Raw genomic sequence first — 20,083 nt, 5'->3', positions numbered from 1 at the left:
GGGGGAGGAACTAATAAATGAACCAGCGTGTATTGGATAACCGCTATGAATTACAGGAGCTCATTGGCGGCGGCGGTATGGCTGATGTATATAAAGCTAAGGACTTGTTGCTGGACCGCCCGGTAGCTGTAAAGATTTTACATGAACAATTTAAACGTGATACAGAATTTATTGAGAAGTTCCATCGGGAGGCACAGGCCGCGGCCAAACTTTCCCATCCCAATATCGTCAATATTTATGATGTCGGCGTGATGGAAGAAGACCATTACATTGTCATGGAATACGTGCCTGGCAGTACCTTAAAGGACCTGATAAAGGAACAAGGACATCTGCAGCCGGCTGCTGCCCTGCGTGTGGCCCGGGATATTGCCAGTGCCCTGGCTCATGCCCATGCCAATAATTTGGTGCACTGCGATATCAAACCCCATAACATACTGATGATGCCTGACGGCAGTGCCAAGGTGGCTGACTTTGGTATCGCCCGGGCGGTCACGGAATCGACAATGACCTATACGGGGAATGTAGTTGGTTCTGTGCACTACTTCTCGCCGGAGCAGGCCAAGGGGACGATGATTACCCCACGTTCTGATGTGTATGCGTTGGGCGTGGTGCTTTATGAAATGCTGACGGGGCAGCTGCCCTTTAATGGGGAAACTCCGGTGAGCATTGCCATGAAACATTTGCAGGAGCAGCCCTTGTCGGTAAGACAGCTGGACAGCAGTATACCGCCGGTAGTGGAGGCTATTGTTTCGCGCATGATGAGCAAAGATCCCAACATGCGGCCCAGCAGCCGGGAGCTTGTTCAGGATATAAGTCAGGCTATGCAGATGCTCGGCGGCGGCTTTGCCCCTGCGGTCAGTGACCCCTATGCTACACAGGTACTGCCGCGGGTGCAGGAATCGGCTGTGGCTCCACGCAGTGAGCGCTATACGGCAAATTATGATGATGAAGAGCCGGAAAATGAAAAGGCTGTATTCAAGTCGAAAAAATTTATCGTCGGCTTGACAATGGTTTTGATTATGGGATTCTTTGTCGGCGCTTTTCTGAGTTTTGGCAAGTTCTGGAGCAATTCCGAAGTGGAAGTGCCTGATGTAACCGGCAAGCAGATGACTCTGGCCAAACAGATTCTCGAGGACAAGCGCCTGCGCGTCAAGGTTGATGAAGAATTTGACGCAGAGGTTCCTGCCGGTATGGTTATCTCGCAAAATCCCGAGGGCGGAGCCAAGGTCAAGGAGGAGCGTCTTGTAACCATCAAAGTCAGCAAGGGCGGCGAAAATATCGAGATGCCTGATGTGCGTGGCTTGAAACGGGCCGATGCCATCGCGAAATTGGAAAAAATGGGCTTAAAAGTAGGCCGGGTAACAGAGAGAAATTCCGATGATGAAGAGGCTGGTGTGATTATTGCCAGCGACCCACGGGCCGGTACGAAAGTGACCAAAGGCCTCAGCATTGACCTGGTAGTGAGCAAGGGTAAAAAAGAGAAAAAGGCTGCCGTACCTGATGTTACAGGACTGCCGATCGAATCAGCCCGCAAGGCTTTGGGCAATGCCGGCTTTAAAGTCGGCGGTGTAGAAAAGAAGGCCAGCAAACAGGCTGCCGGGACAGTTATCAGCCAGTCGCCGTCCGGCGGCGTTGACGCTGTAGCTGGTGAGTCGGTTCATTTGGTGGTGGCTGAAGCCGGCAAGGAAACTGAGGAAAAAAACAGCAAGCCGGCAGCTGGCAGCAGCAAGGAAACAACTACAGCACCCAAACCTAATGAGTCGAGTAAGAGCCGCTGATATGTATAGTGAGGAGCATTTATGCAAACACAGGAAGGGCGCGTGATTAAGGCCTATAACAGCTTTTTTTACGTGCAGACCGCCACAGGCTTGGTCAGCTGCAAGCTGCGGGGCAAGTTCAAAAAGACACGCCGCAGTGCCGGGGTTGTTCCTGGCGATAAGGTACTCATCGGCATACTGCCAGATGGTACTGGCGTTGTTGAAGAACAGCTGCCCCGTATCAGCCTGCTGAAACGGCCGGCTGTGGCCAATGTCTCGCAAGTCATTCTGACCTTTGCCGCCGCGCAGCCGGATTTACATCCGCTCCTGCTTAATCGTTTTTTGGTGCTGGCCGAATGGTCAGGACTGGAAAAAATCATTATTTGTGTCAATAAGGCAGACCTGTATACCGGAGATATTGCCGGCTTTTTGCAGCTGTATGAGCAGGCAGGGTATAAGGTCCTGCGGGTTTCGGCCAAGGATAATATCGGCATTGAGGCTTTGCGCAATACTTTGCAAGGCGAGGTAACCGTATTTGCCGGACCTTCCGGTGTGGGGAAATCCTCCCTGCTGAATGCCATTGATGAAAATCTGCAGCTGCTGACTGGCAGTGTCAGCGACAAGATAAAACGCGGACGCCATACGACAAGAGTGGCTGAGCTTATGCCTTACGGTGATGGGTATATTGTGGATACGCCGGGCTTTAGTGCTATGGAACTCGGGGAGATTGACCTGTCAGAACTGGCCGGTTTTTTTCCGGAGTTCAGGCAGTATCTCGACAGCTGCCGGTTTGCACCCTGCAGCCATACGCACGAACCGGACTGCGGCATAAAGCAGGCATTGGAGCGTGGTGAAGTTACGGCAGAACGCTATGAGGCCTATAAGGCCATTTATCAGGAAATACAAGAGAGTCAAAAGTTGAAACGAAAGAAGGAATATAAATGATTAAAGTAGCACCTTCCATTTTATCGGCTGATTTTGCCTATCTGGCTGATGAGGTGAAAAAAGTTACTGATGCCGGTGCAGAATACATTCATATTGATGTTATGGACGGTTCCTTTGTGCCCAATATCACCCTTGGTTCGCTGGTGGTAAAGAGCCTGCGTCCTACCAGCAAGGCGGTTTTTGATGTTCATCTGATGGTGGAACACCCGGAAAATCAGATTGAGGCTTTTGCGAAAGCCGGAGCGGATATCATTACCTTCCATTGGGAGGCCGCCCGTCATCATCACCGCATTATCCAGCAGATTAAGGCAGCCGGCTGCAAAGTTGGTATTGCCCTGAACCCGGGCACGCCGCTGTCTATGATTGAGGAAATCCTGCCTGAAGTGGACATGGTGCTGATTATGACTGTAAATCCTGGCTTTGGCGGTCAGAAGTTCATCAGTTCCCAGCTGGAGAAAATCCACATGCTGTACCATACCATCAAGGATATGGGCTTTACCTGTGATATCGAAGTAGATGGCGGCATCAATGCCGAAACCAGCAAGCTGGTGCAGGAGGCTGGTGCCAACGTACTGGTGGCCGGTTCGGCCATTTACGGAGCGGACGATGTGGCAGCCGCTATAAAGGCCATTCGTGGTTAAGAATAAGGAGATGTAAGAATTGGCAAAAGAAAAAGCAGTGGTACTGCTGTCCGGCGGTTTGGACAGCTGCACCTGTATGGCTGTGGCCAAAGAGGCCGGCTATGAAATATACCCGATAAGTTTTAATTACCATCAGCGTCATAGCATTGAGTTAGAGGGCGCCAAGAAAATTGCGGCGTTCTACAATGTGCCGAAACATTTGATTATTGAAACCAATATGGACGCCATAGGCGGTTCGGCGCTGACTGATGAAAACATTGACGTTCCTGAGGGCGACGTAAATCGTGATGATGTGCCGGTGACCTATGTGCCGGCCAGAAATCTTATTTTCCTGTCCTATGCTATGGCCTATGCGGAAGTGGTAGGCGCTGCGCATGTTTATATCGGCGTTAATTCGGTTGACTATTCCGGTTATCCCGACTGCCGTCCGGAATTCATCAAAAAATTCCAGGAGCTGGCTGACTATGCCACCACGGCAACGGCAGTGAACGGGAATAAGATTAAGCTGGAAACACCTTTGCAGGAACTGTCCAAGAAGGAAATTGTCCAGCTGGGTTCTAAATTAGGTGCGCCCCTGCAGTATACCCATAGCTGCTATAAGGGCGGCGAAAAAGCCTGCGGCGTCTGCGACAGCTGTAAACTGCGCCTGCAGGGCTTTGCCGAGGCCGGTGTCGAAGACCCTGTGGAATACGAAACGCGAGGTTAATATGCAGGACGTACAAAATCGTGCCGACGGCCGGGGCATTGATATTCAAAAGGTGGGGATTAAAGAGGCGCATCTGCCCTTTTTGATTAAAACCCGTGAGGGCGGGTACCAGCAGGTCCTGGCCCGGGTGAGATTTACCGTATCTCTGCCCAGTGAATACAAGGGAACCCACATGAGCCGTTTTCTTGAAATTCTCATGCCCTGGAGCAAGAAACCACTGGCAGAACCGGAGATGGAGGCCATGCTCGGTGAGGCTTTGACCAAGCTGGAGGCCAGTTCGGCGGAGGTTGAACTATCCTTTAAATATTTCGTGGATAAGGTTGCCCCGGTAAGCGGCCGTACTTCTGTTTTGGACCTTGACTGCTCGTTTAGGGGACATAAGGACAAGGATAAGCCGATGGAATTCCAGCTGGGGGTAGAAGTACCTTTTACTTCGCTTTGTCCCTGCAGTAAGGAAATATCGGCCTATGGTGCACATAATCAGCGGTCTGTAGCCCGGATTCAGCTGCGCTTTAAGCCGGGCTATGACTGCATTTACATTGAGGATCTGGCAGAAATGGTGGAAAAGCAGGGTTCTTCGCCCATTTATCCGCTGCTTAAACGTGAGGATGAAAAATTCGTCACTGAGGCTGCCTATGAAAATCCCAAGTTCGTTGAGGATATTCTCAGGGATACAGTGCTGACACTCCGCGGGCTTGAAGGGCTGCAATGGTTCTCTTTGGAATGTGAAAACTATGAATCCATTCATAACCATAGCGCTTATGCCCAGCATGAGGAAGAATTGCCCTAAGGGCGAATAAATAACTATCCTGAGGGACGGTTTGCATGAATAAATTTTACAAGCGGTTTATTGGTTTAATATTGCTGGTTGTGATAATTTCCGGTGTGGTTATTTACACTACCGTGGATATCAATACCCTGCAGAATCTTAATCAGTTTCAGCCGTGGTCGATTGGTTTGGCCGTTTTTGCCGTGGCGTTGGGCATGTTCTTTGATGGCAGCCGCCTGATGCACATGGTAAAGATATCCAATGAGAAAATAACTTTATATCAAGCGGTACAGGTCGTGTTTGGCAATTACTTCCTGGCTTTGCTGACTCCCGGGGCGACGGGCGGGGCTGTGGCCCAGCTGATGTTTTTGCGTCATGCCGGTGTGCCTACGGGCAAGGCTACTGTTTTGGTTATCGTCCGCACGCTGCTGTCGATTTTCTTTCTGGTGCTTTGTATGCCGTTTATCTTTATGCATGATAATGGCATTGTGCCGGGCGTATCCAATACGACACTGATGGCCATAACAATTACAGCTTTTGTGGTCATTGTAGCTATTGTAATCGGGGCAAGAAGGGGCTTTTTGGATTTTTTTGTTATCCGCTTTACCCGGCACATGCGCCATCAGCGCCGCCGCAAGATTTTTGCCTTTTACCGCGATACCAAGTGTGCTATCAATCTGCTCCTGCAGGCGCCGTGGAAAATGCTCCTGGTGTTTGTGGAGTCAGGCCTTAACCTGTTGTGCATTTATGCAATAGTTCCCTGTCTTTTGCTCGGACTGGGCGTTACGGACGCGGACTGGTACACGGTAATGGGGCGCATGATATTCCTCAATATGCTCCTGTATTTTACGCCGACTCCCGGAGGTTCGGGCATTGCTGAAGGCGGCTTTGTACTGCTCTTCAGTGAAACGGTGCCTGCCGGAACCGTAGGGATTGTGGCCGTATGCTGGCGGCTTATCGCAGAGTATATTCCTTTCTTAATTGGTTTCTACTATACACTGACTGTTTTTGGCCGTGATTTCCTCAATCGTCAGTTGAATAAATAAAAGCCGCCGTTATGGCGGCTTTTTTGAAAGGCAGGGATTTTTGTGGCAGATGAATTACGCAGCGGCTACACGACCGGTGCATGTGCTGCAGCCGGGGTAAAAGCTGTTCTATTATACGAGGCCGGGCTGGAATGGGAAAACGTCGAACTTACAGCCCTGGACGGCACAAAGCTGATTATTCCTGTGCAGGCAGTACGGGAAACGGCCAGAGGGCTGGAGGCAGAGGTAATTAAGTTTTCCGGGGATGACCCGGATATTACCAATGGCGTTTCCGTGTTCACAGCGGTGCGTCATTTGCCGGGAGAGCAGGGCGAAATAATCTTTAAGGCCGGTGAGGGAATCGGCCGCGTTACCAAACCAGGCTTATCGGTGGCGGTGGGGGAACCTTCCATCAATCCCGGCCCCCGGCAGCTTATCAGGCAGGTTGTGGCTGAATTATCAGGCCGTGAGGACCTGCCACTGGAGGTTACGATTTCCATTCCGGCCGGTGTAGAACTGGCCCGGCAGACATTAAATCCTGTCCTCGGGGTGGAAGGCGGCCTGTCGGTGATTGGTACAACAGGCGTCCTGCGTCCAATGTCGGAAGAGGGCTTTAAAAATTCACTGGTGCCCCAGATTGATGTGGCGAGAGCTGCAGGTTTTGCCGATTTAATCTTTGTGCCGGGAAAAATCGGGGAACGAATTGCCTTGCGCTGGCAGCTGCCTCAGGAGGCCATGGTGCAGACAAGTAATTTTATCGGCTTTATGCTGGAGGCGGCAGCCAAACGCGATGTTAAACGGATTATGCTCTTTGGTCATATCGGCAAGCTGGTGAAAGTAGCGGCCGGGGTGTTTTATACGCATAACCGCATTGCCGATGCCCGGCTGGAAACCATGTCGGCCTATGCTGCGGCGGCCGGCATGAGTACGCAGGGGGTACAGCAACTGCTGGCCAGCAATACCACGGAAGATGCTCTGGCGGTACTGACGGCGTATAATCTGCGGCAGACAGTTTGCCGGCGCCTGGCCCAACAGGCCAGTATGCGGGCAGAGCGTTATCTGTTCCAAAAGGTGCAGGTGGGGACAGTATTGGTGAGCCTTACAGGTGAACTCTTGGGCATGGATGACATGGCTGCGCAAATGGGCAGAGCCTGGGGCTGGGAGGTACAAGATGAAACATAAGATAATTGTCGCCGGTATCGGCCCGGGAAATGAGGCTTATATTGTTCCTAAAGCATTGCAGGCCATCAAGTCAGCCAAGGTACTAGTCGGCGGCCGGCGTGCTCTGGCACAATTTGCCCATGCCGGGCAGGAAACAATGGCTGTTACGGCAGATATCAAGGGCGTTATGGCGTTTATGGCGTCGCAGCTGACTGAGCATAATGTGGTGGTGATGGTTTCGGGGGACCCGGGCTATTACTCACTGCTTGATGCCCTGCGCCGGGAGTTTTCTCCTGAGTCTTTACAGGTTATTCCCGGCATAAGCGCTATGCAATATGCCTTTGCCAGCCTGGCCCTGCCGTGGCATGATGCCCAGTGGGTGAGTTTTCATGGCCGCGAGCCAGCAGCTGACGCCATAAATTATGCTCCCGGCAAAATCATGGGCATGCTGACTGATGGCAAATACAATTCGCATACAATTCCCGAACTATTGCTAAAGAACGGCTGGCCTGCGGATACCAGCCTGTATATCTGCAGCCGGTTGTCTTATCCGGACGAAGAAATTGTTACTACTACTTTAGGTAATGCCGGGACAATTGCTGTCCAGGGACATTGCATACTGGTGGTTAAAGCCAGGAACTGACAAAAAAATAAAGGTCAATTGTCAAAAATTTTCTTGCCAAATGCCGTCTGGCTATGCTATTATGTATGATAGATTGTGAAAAAGGGTATGTCCTATACCAATTTCGCATAATTAAATTATGGTGGTTGATGTATGGAAGTCATTTTAGCAGATTATCTAGGCTTTTGTTATGGTGTAAAGCGCGCCATAACCATCGCTCAAGAGAATGCTTCTTCAGATGGCAAAGCCTGCACACTGGGACCGATAATTCATAATCCGCAGATGGTGGAACGCTTGCGAAATGAGGGCGTTGGTACTGTTGACGAATTGGCGGAGATGGACGAAGGGACGATAATAATTCGTTCGCATGGTGTAGGTCCGAAGATTTACGCCGAGGCGAAAAAACGCGGGCTTGAACTGGTGGATGCGACTTGTCCTCATGTAAAAAAAGCACAGCTTTCCGCAAAAGCGCTGGTTGATGATGGCTATAGTGTTGTCATTATCGGTGAAAAGCGTCATCCGGAGGTCCACAGTATTTTTGAATGGTCTGACGGTAAAGCGGCAATTGTGGAGACAGAGGAAGAGGCAGAGGCATTACATTCCTGCGCTAAGTTAGGGATTGTATGTCAGACGACATTCTCCGGTGCTAAATTCAAGCAGATTGTGTCACGGTTATTGGAAAAGTCCCGTGATATACGCATACAGCGCACCATTTGTACAGCTACAGATCAGCGGCAGGCAGCAGCTTTGGCTTTGGCGGCTAAGGTCGATTTAATGCTGGTGATTGGCGGTAAAAACAGTGCCAACACCACGCGACTAGCGCGGATTTGCGAAGAAAAATGCTTAACTTACCACATCGAAACTGCAGAGGAACTGCAGGACGAGTGGTTTGATAAAATTGAAAAAATTGGTATTACAGCAGGTGCATCAACACCTGACTGGATTATCAAGGAGGTATATAAAAAGTGTCAGAACAGATGAATATGGAAGAACTCTTAGCAGAGGCTGAAAATGCAATGCCGGATATCCAGGAGCGCACCGTTGTAACCGGTGAAGTTATCCAGGTTTCCCGTGATGAGGCCTATGTTGATATCGGATACAAGCAGGAAATTGCTATTCCGAAGCGCGAGCTGGCTTACCCGGCTCCGGAGTCCGCTGAGGACGTAGTAAAAGTTGGCGACAAAATCGATGTTTACATCGTTTCCCTGGGCGGCGACAACGGCGGTATCCTTTCCAAGGTGAAAGCTGACCGCATGGTTGCCTGGAAAGATATGGAAGCTATCATGGAACGCGGCGAAACCGTTCAGGCTCAGATTAACCAGGTTGTTAAGGGCGGCCTCGTTGCCTCCGTTAACGGTCTCCGTGGTTTCATTCCGGCCTCCCAGATGGAACTTCACTTCGTGAAGGATCTGTCTGTATATGTTGGCCAGACTGTTGAATGTGAAATCATCGAAATCGATGTTCACAAGCAGCGTCTCGTTCTTTCCCGCCGTAAGCTCCTCGAGGCTGTACGTGCTGAGAAGGAAGACGAAGTATTCTCCAATCTGCAGGCTGATACGGTGGTTCGCGGAACCGTTAAGCGTATCGTTGACTACGGTGCATTCATCGATATCGGCGGCGTAGATGGTTTGGCACATATCTCCGACCTGGCTTGGAACCGTGTTAAGCATCCGTCTGATGTCCTCGAAGTTGGTCAGGAACTCGATGTTTACGTTAAGAGCATCGACCAGGATGCAAAGCGCATTTCCCTGTCCGTAAAAGACACCATGCGTGATCCGTGGCTCGATAATGCTGAAAAGTATGCTGAAGGCGACATCATTGAAGGCAAAATCATCAAACTGACTGATTTCGGTGCTTTCATGGAAATCGAACCGGGCTTTGATGGCCTGATTCCGATGGGTGAATTGGCTGAAAAGCGCATTGAACGTGCTGATGAGGCTGTTCATGTTGGCGATGAAGTTAAGGTTAAGGTTCTGCGCATCGACACGAAGCGTAAACGCATTTCGCTGTCCATCACGAAAGCTAACTAAGAGCTTAGCTAAATAAATGAATAAACTCAGGGGAGTGATGTTTTCCATCACTCCTTTGTTTAATTAGAACTAGAATGAAAGAGATATAAATATATGAGAAAGGAATACGCGGGGATAATTTCCCGAGTAAATGAGGGGAGTCTGGCTGAAGAACTGGAGCTGGCTCCCGGCGATAAAATCATCGCCATCAATGAGCAGCCACTGCGTGATATTATTGATGTGAGTTTTGCCATGGCCGATGAAGAAATTGACCTGCTGGTAGAACATGCCGATGGTGACCGGGAAATCATTTCCTTTGACAAGGATTTTGATGAAGAACTCGGTGTGGAGTTTGAGTCGGCAGTATTTGACGGCATTCGCAAATGTGCCAATAACTGCTATTTCTGCTTTGTCAATATGATTGCCCCGGATATGCGGGACAGCCTGTCGATTAAAGATGATGATTACCGCCTGTCCTTCCTCTATGGTAACTTTGTGACCATGACCAATATGGGGCCGGCAGATTTTAAGCGGATTGAGCAGTTCCATCTGTCACCGCTTTATGTATCAGTGCAGTGTATGAATCCGGAACTCAGGGCCCAGATGCTGCGCTGCAAGGGGGCGGCGCGGATTACCGAGCAGCTCGAAAATCTGGAAAAGGCCGGCGCTGAATACCATACGCAGATTGTGCTCTGCGCAGGCCTTAATGACGGCGAAGAATTGGAACGTTCTATTCGCGAAATCGCCGCCCGACGTCCGCATGCCCTGTCCATGGCTATAGTGCCTGTGGGTATCACCAAATACCGCACTGACCCGTATCCCCTGCAGCAGTTTGACCGGGAAAGTGCCGGCAAGGTTATTGATATGGTCGAGCAGTGGCAGCGTAAATTTCAGCAGGAAGAAGGCCGTACTTTCCTCTATCTGGGAGATGAATTTTACTTCCTGGCCGGGCGTGACGTACCGCCTACGGATTTCTATGACGGCTTTCCGCAGCTCGATAATGGCATTGGCCTGACGCGCAGTTTTATCAATGACTGGGAAATGACATGTCAGGATTTTGACATGTCAGACGGCTACGACGAACCATTTGTGATTGATGTGGTTACGGGAACCGCTGTTGCGCCGGTTTTGGAAAAATTGGCTAAGTCCCTGCATGTCCGCAATTTGCAGGTGCGTATTGTCCCTGTGGAGAATAAGCATTTTGGTTCGACGGTCAATGTATCGGGACTTTTGACAGCGCAAGATATTATCGATACCTTGCAGGCTATGCCTGAAGGTGATAAGCGGCAGGCACTGATTATCCCCGAACCGGCACTTAGGGCGGGGGAGGATATCTTCCTTGACGATATGAGCCTGCAGGAATTTGCCGCGCATTTCCGGGATATCCGCGTAGAACCGGTGCAAGGTGGGGCAGATTACTACCATGCACTTACTGACTGGTCAAATTATCATAAGAACCGCAGCGGCGAAACTGCCTATACCTGGCAGAGTAATGCAGGTTATACGAAACCTGTGGAATAAGTACAAGAAAGAAGGCTGACAATGAGCAAACCTATCGTTGCCATCGTCGGACGCCCAAATGTGGGCAAGTCCACGCTGTTTAATCAGATTGGCAAGAAACGTGTTTCCATCGTTGACGATATGCCCGGCGTTACCCGGGACAGAATTTATCTGGACGCAGAATGGCTGAACCATGAGTTTACCATGATTGATACCGGTGGTATCGAATTTGATGAGAGCAACCATATTTTAAAATCCATGCGCAGCCAGGCGGAAATAGCCATGGAAGAGGCGGATGTAATTCTCTTCCTGGTTGATGGCCGGGCAGGTCTGACAACCTCTGATGAAGAAGTGGCCAAGATTCTGCGCAATACGAAAAAGCCGGTAATCCTGGGTGTCAATAAAATTGACAGCCCCCAGCTCGAAATGAACATTTATGAGTTCTATAATCTGGGCCTGGGTGACCCGATTCCCCTGTCGGCTACCAACGTCATGAATCTGGGCGACCTGCTGGACGCTATCGTAGCGGCCTTCCCCGAAGAAGTGCCGGAAGAAAAGGACGAGGACGAAATCAGTATTGCCGTTATCGGCCGTCCGAATGTCGGCAAGTCCTCGCTCGTTAACCAGCTGCTTGGCGAAGAACGAGTTATCGTCAGTGATGTGGCCGGCACCACCCGTGATGCCATTGACACGCATTTCGTCAAAGACGATATGAAGTTTATGCTGATTGACACGGCCGGTATGCGCCGCCGCGGCAAGATTGATGAACCGGTAGAGCGGTACAGCGTGATGCGTTCCCTGCGTGCTATCGACCGTGCCGATGTTGTGCTGATGGTAATTAACGCATTTGAAGGTATCACCGAACAGGATAAGAAGATTGCCGGTTATGCGCATGAGTCCGGTAAGGGCGTAGTGATTGTTGTCAACAAGTGGGATATTTATCCTGAAAAAGATGACAAGTCAACCCTGCGCTTTACTGAAGATTTGCGTGAGGAAATTGGTTTTCTGCAATATGCTCCGGTACTCTATGCGTCGGCACTGACCGGTCAGCGCGTCGGCCGTGTGACGGAACTGGTTAAATACGTGGCTGAACAGCAGTCCATGCGTATCAAGACCAGCGTCCTTAACGAACTCATACGCGATGCGGTATCCATCAATCCGCCGCCGATGCACCGTGGCCGCCGCTTAAAGATTCTCTTTATGACGCAGGCCGATATCAAACCGCCGAAGTTCATCATCTTCGTCAATGACCCGGAACTTATGCACTTCTCCTATCTGCGGTTTATTGAAAACCGCCTGCGTGAAATGTATGGTTTCGAGGGAACGCCTATACGTCTGATTGTACGGGCACGTGACGAGGAGGAGGATTACTGATGGAAAATATGCTTATAGCAGGAATACTGGCTTATATTCTGGGCTCGATTCCCAATGGCCTTTGGCTCGGAAAAGTTTTTTGGCATACGGACTTGCGTGAGCATGGCAGTAAAAATATCGGGGCTACTAATGCCTGGCGTACACTGGGCAAAACTGCCGGTACGGCAATTTTCCTGCTGGATTTTGCCAAGGGAGCTGTCAGTGTTTACGCCGGTTCCCTGCTGGTAGGTACACCTGTATTTATGATTATCTGTGGCATTTTGGCCATCGTGGGGCATTCCTGTTCGTTGTTCCTGAAGTTCAAAGGCGGCAAAGGTGTAGCTACGGGCCTGGGTGTTATGGTAGTACTGATGCCTCTGCCAGCCCTGATTGTATTCCTTATCTGGCTGGCCATTGTGAAGATTACGGGGTATGTTTCCTTAGGTTCGATGGTGGCTGCAGCTTGTGTACCGCTGCTGGCCTGGCTGCTGGGTTATGAACTGCCGTTTATTCTCTTTGGTGTTTTGGCGGCAGCCTTTATCATTATTCGTCATCATGCCAATATTGGCCGTCTTTTAAATGGTACTGAAAGTAAAATAAAGGCAGCTAAAAGCTAATAAAATGTGTTAAATATACTATTATTTTAGCTCAAATGATACAATTAACGTAAAAAAAGTATGGGTAATGTAGACGTTTGTAAAATTTATAAGTGACAAATGTATACAACGTATGGTATACTATCTTTTGTCAGTAGAATATTATCCATTGGAGGCGTAATGATGAACGAACAGAAAAGTGGTTTTTTCCTTGTCCGTGAAGAAATTCTCCCGGAAGCTATAAAAAAGACTATCAAAGTTAAAGAAATGCTTAAGCGTGGTGACGCACGCACCATCAATGAAGCTGTAGAAAAGATGGAATTGTCCCGTAGTGCTTATTACAAGTATAAGGATTATGTATTCCCCTTCTATGAAGCCAGCCAGAATAAGATTGTCACGTTGACTTTCCTGCTGGAACACAAAAAAGGTGTACTGTCCAATGTGCTGAAGACGATTTCTGCCGATTCCGGCAGCGTTATGACCATCAACCAGGGCATTCCCTTGCAGGGGGTGGCCAATGCCACGGTATCCATTGAGACCATGAATCTCAGCGTAGATTTGGAGGCGCTCCTGGATAAACTGCGCATGGTAGATGGCGTAAAGCGTTTGGAAGTTCTCGGACAGGCATAAGCAAATTAAAAAGGGGTGTACCACATGCAGAAGGTTATTAAGATCGGAATCCTTGGCGCTGGAACAGTTGGTTCGGGCGTCATCAAAGTTTTAGAGATGAACCGCCGGCAAATTACTGAACGCGTTGGCGCAGAGCTGCAGGTGCAGCAGGTGCTCGTGCGTGATTCCAGCAAGGTACGCCCTTTTTTAGATGGTTATAAGGTGACTACCAATATCGATGATATCTTAAATGATAAGGAAATCGATATTGTGGTCGAACTCATGGGGGGACTTAATCCTGCCAAGGACTACATGCTTAAGGCCATGGCGGCTGGTAAAAGTGTAGTCACCGCGAATAAGGATGTTGTGGCCCAGTTCGGCAAAGAGATGTTTGCCATGGCTGAAGAAAAGAATGTGGATTTTCTCTTTGAGGCCAGTGTCGGCGGCGGCATTCCTATTATCACTCCTTTAAAACAGTGCCTGACTGCCAATCAGGTAACGGAGATAATGGGCATTGTCAACGGCACTACTAATTACATGCTGACGAAAATGACTGAGTGCGGCAGTGATTATGATAGTGTACTGAAAGAGGCTCAGGAAAAAGGTTATGCGGAGGCTAATCCTTCGGCCGATGTAGACGGCTTGGATGCTGCCCGCAAGGCGGCAATTTTGGCCTCGCTTGCTTTTAATACCAGAGTAGAGTTAAAAGACGTATCTGTGGAAGGCATTACGAAGATTACGCCTGATGATATTGATTACGCCAGAAACCTGGGGTATGTGATAAAATTGCTGGCTGTGGGTAAGGATATTCCCGAGCTTGGTGTGGACGTGCGTGTCCATCCTGTATTCCTGCCGAAGGAACATCCGCTGGCGTCGGTAAATGGTGTATTTAACGCGATTTTTGTTCGGGGCAATGCCATTGGCGAGGCTATGTTCTATGGGCAGGGGGCAGGTTCACTGCCCACGGCGTCGGCTGTTGTTTCCGATATTATTGATGTTTCCCGTGATATTGTCCGAGGGACTTTTGGCCGGGTACTTTGCACCTGCTATGAAGATAAGCCGCTTTGTCCGCTGGATAAAACGGAATCGTCCTATTATGTGCGGCTGCTGGTTGATGATAAGCCGGGCGTACTGGGCTATGTCGCTACGGCCTTTGGTAATGCCGGGGTCAGCCTGGAATCGGTAATTCAGACGCAGCGCAATGTGGTCGACCATGCAGAAATTGTGGCTATCACGCACCGCGTAGAGCATGCACAGATGCAGGCCGCCCTGTCAGCGCTGGCGGCTTTGGACGTAGTCGATGAAATTCGCAGTGTTATCCGTGTAGAACAGGAACGGGGGTAAGCGCTTGGATAGTCGTAGTATTTGGGTACGGGTTCCGGGAACCAGTGCCAACTGCGGGCCGGGCTTTGATTCCATCGGACTTGCCTGTACGGTCTATAATGATTTGCAGCTGCGCCTGACAACGGAACCCGGCTGTCAGATAACCATCAAAGGAGCAGGGGCGCAGAATATACCGGTGGACGAACGTAATATAGTCTGGCGTGCTGTGCAGTATCTGTTAAAACAGGCGCATATGGAAAAAAAGTATCCGGGTGCGGTTATTCATATGGAAAATCAAGTGCCGCTTTCCCGGGGACTGGGCAGCAGCGCGACGGCCATCGTAGCCGGTCTTAAAGCAGCTAATATCCTGCTGGATAATCGTTTCAGCCGGCGGGAGTTGCTGCAGTTTGCCACGGATATCGAAGGTCATCCGGATAATGTGGCGCCGGCCATTTATGGTGGCTTTACGGTCAGTACAGTAACCAGGGGTGAGGTAGAGTGTTTCACTTTCATTCCCAAACTGCGGCTTAAATTAGTCGTGGCGGTTCCTGATTTCCCGTTATCGACACGCAAAGCGCGTGAGGTTTTGCCGGAAAAAGTATCCCTGAAGGACGCCATAAATAATATTGGCCGGGCTGGTATGCTCGTGGCTGCCTTGTGCAAGGGCAACGAAAAGTTCTTAAAGAATGTCTTTGAGGACGCTTTGCATCAGCCATATCGTGCCCCGCTGATTCCGGGAATGTATGATGTTTTTGCCGCAGCCCGCAAAGCAGGAGCCTTAGGTGCCAGCCTTAGCGGTGCCGGTCCCTGCCTGATAGCTTATACCTTGCAGCGTCATCATGTGGAAGAGGCTGTAGGAAAGGCAATGCAGGAATGTTTTTTGCGTCATGGCGTAAAGTCTGATATTATGATATTAGATTTGGATACACGCGGAGCGCATATATTAAATGATAAATGAGATAAAGCCTCCCCGTCTGGGGAGGCTTTTGTGAGTTGTGATGAAAATGACAGAAACAGTATTTGTAAACAACCTGCGGGCAGCAGGCGCCAGGATTTTTATTGTCGGCGGCTGGGTACGCGATTATCTGCGTCAGGTGACGCCCCATGATAAGGATTATTTGGTCTGCAATATTACCGAGGCTGATTTTCAGCGGATTTTTCCGGACGCCAAAAGAGTGGGAAAATCATTTCCTGTTTATCTGGTAACAATTGACGGTCAATATGCGGAAGTGGCTTTTGCCCGCAAAGAGGAGAAGAATGGCCAGGGCTATCGGGGCTTTAAAGTCGATTACAGCCGTGAGGTGACACTGGAGGAGGATTTATTCCGCCGCGATACGACCATTAACAGTATGGCTATGGAACTGCCGGAAGGGCAGATATATGACCCGTTTAATGGACGGGCTGACCTGGCTGCAGGTGTACTGCGTCCCGTATCAAAACACTTTGCTGAGGACCCGGTACGGGCGTTGCGGGCGGCCAGGCAGGGGGCGGAATTTGGTTTTGTCTTATCGCCGGAAATCAAAGCGGCTATGCAGGAGTGCCGCACTGAACTGGCTGCTGAACCAACGGAACGCTTGTGGCAGGAAATGCTGCGTGCATTGGCTAGTCCGCAGCCATCGCTGTTTTTCCGGGCTCTGGCCGAGACAGATTTGTTGTCTGTAACCTTTCCGGAACTGCAGGCCCTTATTGGCAAGACACAGCCACAGGCTTTTCATCCTGAAGGCGATGCTTTTGCCCATACAATGTTGGTCGTTGACACTGTGGCCGCAGAAACAGAATCTGTTTTAGCCAGATTCTGCGGTCTTGTACATGACCTGGGCAAGGGCAGGACACCGCAGGCGATGCTGCCGCATCATTACGGTCATGAATCCAAGGGTATAGATGTTTTGCACGCCTGGAATAAGCGAATGACCATGCCTAAAAAATTCCTGCAGGCAGGCCTGTTTGTCATTCGTCAGCATATGCGTGCCCCGCGGCTGGAAAAGCCAGGGAAAATCGTCGAACTGCTATTGGATATCGCAGCTGCTCCCTTAGCCGTAGCAGATTTTCAGGCCGTTATCCGGGCGGACCATCATAGCCTGCCGTCTTATCTGGAACAAGCCGAGTCGTTGATAAGCAGAATGCAGCAGGTAAACGGAAAACTGGCTCCGGCAGGCCTCAAAGGACCGGCAATCGGGGCCTGGGTCCGTGCGGAACAAATAAAAATCTATCAGAGAATGCAAGGTGACAGGTTAAAATGAAGTTATTGCGCAAATACCGAACGTATATGCTTATTTTTGCGCTGACGGTATTTATTATAGGCGGTGTTTTAGGAGCGATTCTTTATCAGCAAAAATTACAAAATGATACTGAGTCCAGGAATATTGAGATGCTCACAACCAGCCAGGCGGCTCCGGTTTCTTTTTCACCGGTTATTGAGTGGGAAAAGGATACTAATGCTGTATTCTACGAAGTGGAATTCTTTACCTCCAAGCCCCTTTTTATAAAAGCGGATAGTGAGTCGCCGTCAGCAGCGTTTCGCAACCGGCGTGTTTATCAAAACCGCTATAATCCTCCCTTGGCAGATTTTGCCAGTGCTGTTTTGGGCAAAGGCCCTATTTACTGGCGTGTCCGTTCCATGGACTTTGACGACAAGCCTTTAACTACGTTCAGTAAATTGCAGGAGCTGTGGACGAGTGCGGATATTCCCATAATGAATGCACCGCTGCCGGTGGCAGATTATAACGGGGAGAATGGACGCGTACTGCTTTACCCTGTCTATCATTGGGTGCAGCAGGCTAAGGCTAAAAGTTATGAAATAGTCCTGTATGATGAAAATCCTGTCACCAACCCCGCGGCCAGACAGCTGGCCGTGCTGACGGCTGACATGCCCGAACTTTACGATACGGAACCCAGGCCTTATGCCCGTGGCTTTTACTGGCGCGTGCGGTCTTTTGATGCGGAGGGGCAGCCCTGGGGAACCTGGTCTGAGCCACAGTATTACAGAGTTTCGCCTGAGGACAAATGGGAAGTGGGCGTACTGGGGGATAGTATCAGTCATGGCGGCGGACATTTCTCCTTTGGCCCCGCGGATTTTGAATTCAGTTATTTAAGCTATTTATCATTTCCGACGATAAACCTATCACAAAGCGGCGATACGGCGCAGATGACACTTGAACGGTTCAATCGTGATGTACTGCCCTTTCATCCACGCTATCTGCTGATTATGACCGGCAGCAACAGCCTGCGTGCCGGTGCGGACCCGCAGGGGGTTATTGAATGCCTGCAGGAAATACAGCGGCGTTGTCTGGAAAATGATATAAGACCGATACTTTTAACCCTGCCGGCTTTAAATCCGGATAATATCCAGCATATCTTTAAAGAGGACACTGCTCCGGACTGGCAGCTGCGTCTGGCTGTGGTAAATGCCTTTATCCGTACGCAGGTGCATATTGATACGGCAGCAGCAATTCCCAGTCTTGGCGGCCTGCTGCCCACAGAATACGGACTTGATGGCTTGCATCCCGACGCCTCCGGCAAGAAACTCATGGGGGAAAAAATCAACGCAGATTGGCCTCAGGTTAAGCTGCAGGCTGACAAGCTGCTGCAGCACGATGAGGAGGATTAACGATGAAATTATTGTGGCTTCGAACGCATTGGAAAAGAGTATTGGGGACTACAGTGCTGGTTATATGTATAACGGCATTTCTGATACTGGAAGTTTTCAGCCGTGGAGCCGCAGGTATTTTCAATAAGGCCATGAATGAGCAGGACATGCTTAAAGGCACGGTAATGGCTGAAAAAATAGTGGCCCATATAAATGGCTATGTTACTTTTACCAATTTAAAATGGTATGATAACGATGGCCATCTGCTCCTGCTCGTGCCCGAAGGCAGTTTTCAGGCCCGTCCCTGGGATGTTGTTATCGGTCATATCAAGTCCACCACTTTGCAGGAACTGACCATAAAGAATGCAGCTGTATCTATTCATTTAAACGATGACATGTCAGTGGATTTCATTCAGCAATCTCCGGAAATGCGGAAGGTAAAAGAGAAAGATGAGGACTGGCAGAAGAAGGTCAGTCTGGTCGGCAAAAGTGAAGAGGAACGCAAGCGTATTGGCGAAATCCGCCGCCGTAAACGGGCGGAAAAAATGGCAAATGACTGGAGCAACTTTGACCGTGAAGAAAAGAAAATCCGTCTAAAGCTGCGCTTTGAGGACTGCCGGCTGGAGGTTTTCTATAAAGCACGTCATTATCTGCTGTCACGTGTAAACCTGTTTGCTGATATAAACACCGATGATGAAATGAAACTTGACCTTACCACGGGCGCTTTTGGCGGCACGATGATTGGTAATGGCGTTAAATTAAGGGGCACGGTTGATTTTAACGGTGAAGAAGTGCCGGAAGGGGATTTGCGGCTGGTCTTTTTGGAAGTCGACCCATCATCGCTGGATATGGGCATAAACATTCATGATAGAATGACCTTTGAGAGCCGGCTGCGCGGCCCGTTGAATAATTTTGATGGTGATGGCCGTGTTACGATGAAAGACCTGCATATTCCCGGACTGAGCTTTAAAAATGTCATGGGGCGTCTTGATTACGATGGGGAAAAACTGTATTTCTCCGACGTGGAGGCCGATGTATATGACGGTCATCTGACCGCTAACGGCGTCTATGACCTCGATACGCGCTACTACTGGCTGCATGGCAAGGGGGAGAATCTGCAGGCGAAAAAGGCCCTGCCCGGAAGTTCCTTGTCCTGCCCTGTGGATTTGGATATAAATCTCTATTCCAAAGGCAGCGGCCGAGAAACAACGACCAATGGGACTTTTACTTCCGGGGAAGGACGCTACAGCCTGATTCCGTTCAAGCGTATTTCCGGCCGTTTTGACCAAAGCTACCGTGATTTAAGGTTTTATGATGTGGCCATTGAGTTTGCGGGCTTTACGGTTCATACAGATGGTTTGCGGATTAAGGATAATAAGCTAATTCTTAATCCGATAAAATTACGTGATATTGACGGTAATTCTCTGGGAACTATTGACCCTTATGAGTAAGCTGGCAGAAATAAGTATTCGCCTCTTGCT

Annotated in this window: 19 protein-coding genes; all 19 read left to right on the top strand. The window is 49.8% G+C overall.

Translation table 11 applies throughout. The features are described 5' to 3' along the window. Window positions 1-17: 17 nt before the first annotated feature. The 19 genes from pknB (at window position 18) to DL94_RS0102080 (ending at window position 20,053) form a co-directional block, all read left to right on the top strand. Complete coding sequence (gene pknB / locus DL94_RS0102170; RefSeq protein WP_028128738.1) at window positions 18-1,778, top strand: Stk1 family PASTA domain-containing Ser/Thr kinase; 1,761 nt, start codon at window positions 18-20, stop codon at window positions 1,776-1,778. Between the two features lie 21 nt (window positions 1,779-1,799). Further along, window positions 1,800-2,702, top strand: a complete 903-nt coding sequence (gene rsgA, locus DL94_RS0102165) for a ribosome small subunit-dependent GTPase A (RefSeq protein WP_028128737.1) — start codon at window positions 1,800-1,802, stop codon at window positions 2,700-2,702. After that, window positions 2,699-3,343, top strand: a complete 645-nt coding sequence (gene rpe, locus DL94_RS0102160; RefSeq protein WP_028128736.1) for a ribulose-phosphate 3-epimerase — start codon at window positions 2,699-2,701, stop codon at window positions 3,341-3,343. Before rsgA ends, rpe begins: the two co-directional genes overlap by 4 nt. A gap of 19 nt (window positions 3,344-3,362) precedes the next feature. Next, window positions 3,363-4,049, top strand: coding sequence for a 7-cyano-7-deazaguanine synthase QueC (gene queC, locus DL94_RS0102155; RefSeq protein WP_028128735.1), 687 nt, complete (start codon window positions 3,363-3,365; stop codon window positions 4,047-4,049). A gap of 1 nt (window position 4,050) precedes the next feature. Beyond that, window positions 4,051-4,839 carry a GTP cyclohydrolase FolE2 gene (folE2, locus tag DL94_RS0102150; RefSeq protein WP_028128734.1) on the top strand — a complete coding sequence of 263 codons (789 nt, stop codon included), beginning with the start codon at window positions 4,051-4,053 and terminating at the stop codon, window positions 4,837-4,839. 35 nt (window positions 4,840-4,874) lie between these two features. Beyond that, entirely contained in the window at window positions 4,875-5,864 is a 990-nt protein-coding gene (locus DL94_RS0102145) for a lysylphosphatidylglycerol synthase transmembrane domain-containing protein (protein ID WP_028128733.1), read from the top strand. Between the two features lie 42 nt (window positions 5,865-5,906). Continuing rightward, entirely contained in the window at window positions 5,907-7,025 is a 1,119-nt protein-coding gene (gene cbiD / locus DL94_RS0102140) for a cobalt-precorrin-5B (C(1))-methyltransferase CbiD (protein WP_028128732.1), read from the top strand. Continuing rightward, window positions 7,015-7,647 carry a precorrin-6y C5,15-methyltransferase (decarboxylating) subunit CbiE gene (cbiE, locus tag DL94_RS0102135; RefSeq protein ID WP_028128731.1) on the top strand — a complete coding sequence of 211 codons (633 nt, stop codon included), beginning with the start codon at window positions 7,015-7,017 and terminating at the stop codon, window positions 7,645-7,647. The genes cbiD and cbiE overlap by 11 nt, the downstream gene beginning before the upstream one ends. A gap of 132 nt (window positions 7,648-7,779) precedes the next feature. After that, window positions 7,780-8,607: a 4-hydroxy-3-methylbut-2-enyl diphosphate reductase gene (ispH, locus tag DL94_RS0102130; RefSeq protein WP_028128730.1), complete on the top strand. Its 828-nt coding sequence runs from the start codon at window positions 7,780-7,782 to the stop codon at window positions 8,605-8,607. Window positions 8,608-8,609: 2 nt separating this feature from the next. Then, complete coding sequence (gene rpsA, locus DL94_RS0102125) at window positions 8,610-9,656, top strand: 30S ribosomal protein S1 (RefSeq protein WP_231464468.1); 1,047 nt, start codon at window positions 8,610-8,612, stop codon at window positions 9,654-9,656. A gap of 93 nt (window positions 9,657-9,749) precedes the next feature. Beyond that, window positions 9,750-11,156 carry a DUF512 domain-containing protein gene (locus DL94_RS0102120; protein WP_028128728.1) on the top strand — a complete coding sequence of 469 codons (1,407 nt, stop codon included), beginning with the start codon at window positions 9,750-9,752 and terminating at the stop codon, window positions 11,154-11,156. Between the two features lie 21 nt (window positions 11,157-11,177). Then, a complete protein-coding gene (gene der / locus DL94_RS0102115; RefSeq protein ID WP_028128727.1) occupies window positions 11,178-12,509 on the top strand; it encodes a ribosome biogenesis GTPase Der in 1,332 nt (443 codons plus the stop codon). After that, complete coding sequence (gene plsY, locus DL94_RS0102110) at window positions 12,509-13,105, top strand: glycerol-3-phosphate 1-O-acyltransferase PlsY (RefSeq protein ID WP_028128726.1); 597 nt, start codon at window positions 12,509-12,511, stop codon at window positions 13,103-13,105. Before der ends, plsY begins: the two co-directional genes overlap by 1 nt. Window positions 13,106-13,267: 162 nt before the next feature. Then, window positions 13,268-13,714, top strand: a complete 447-nt coding sequence (locus tag DL94_RS0102105) for an ACT domain-containing protein (protein WP_028128725.1) — start codon at window positions 13,268-13,270, stop codon at window positions 13,712-13,714. 24 nt (window positions 13,715-13,738) lie between these two features. After that, complete coding sequence (locus DL94_RS0102100; protein WP_028128724.1) at window positions 13,739-15,037, top strand: homoserine dehydrogenase; 1,299 nt, start codon at window positions 13,739-13,741, stop codon at window positions 15,035-15,037. Window positions 15,038-15,041: 4 nt separating this feature from the next. Then, window positions 15,042-15,974, top strand: a complete 933-nt coding sequence (gene thrB / locus DL94_RS0102095) for a homoserine kinase (protein WP_028128723.1) — start codon at window positions 15,042-15,044, stop codon at window positions 15,972-15,974. Window positions 15,975-16,020: 46 nt separating this feature from the next. Then, a complete protein-coding gene (locus DL94_RS0102090) occupies window positions 16,021-17,256 on the top strand; it encodes a tRNA nucleotidyltransferase/poly(A) polymerase-related protein (RefSeq protein WP_028128722.1) in 1,236 nt (411 codons plus the stop codon). After that, the gene (locus DL94_RS0102085; protein ID WP_028128721.1) at window positions 17,253-18,623 is read left to right on the top strand and encodes an SGNH/GDSL hydrolase family protein; all 1,371 of its coding nucleotides are present in this window, start codon (window positions 17,253-17,255) and stop codon (window positions 18,621-18,623) included. Before DL94_RS0102090 ends, DL94_RS0102085 begins: the two co-directional genes overlap by 4 nt. 2 nt (window positions 18,624-18,625) lie before the next feature. After that, window positions 18,626-20,053: an AsmA family protein gene (locus tag DL94_RS0102080; protein ID WP_028128720.1), complete on the top strand. Its 1,428-nt coding sequence runs from the start codon at window positions 18,626-18,628 to the stop codon at window positions 20,051-20,053. Window positions 20,054-20,083: the final 30 nt, after the last annotated feature.

Source organism: Selenomonas sp. AE3005 (assembly GCF_000686945.1).
Lineage (GTDB): Bacteria > Bacillota > Negativicutes > Selenomonadales > Selenomonadaceae > Selenomonas_A.
The sequence above is the reverse complement of the archived record's forward strand: the minus strand, read 5'-3'. Positions and strand labels throughout refer to the sequence as shown.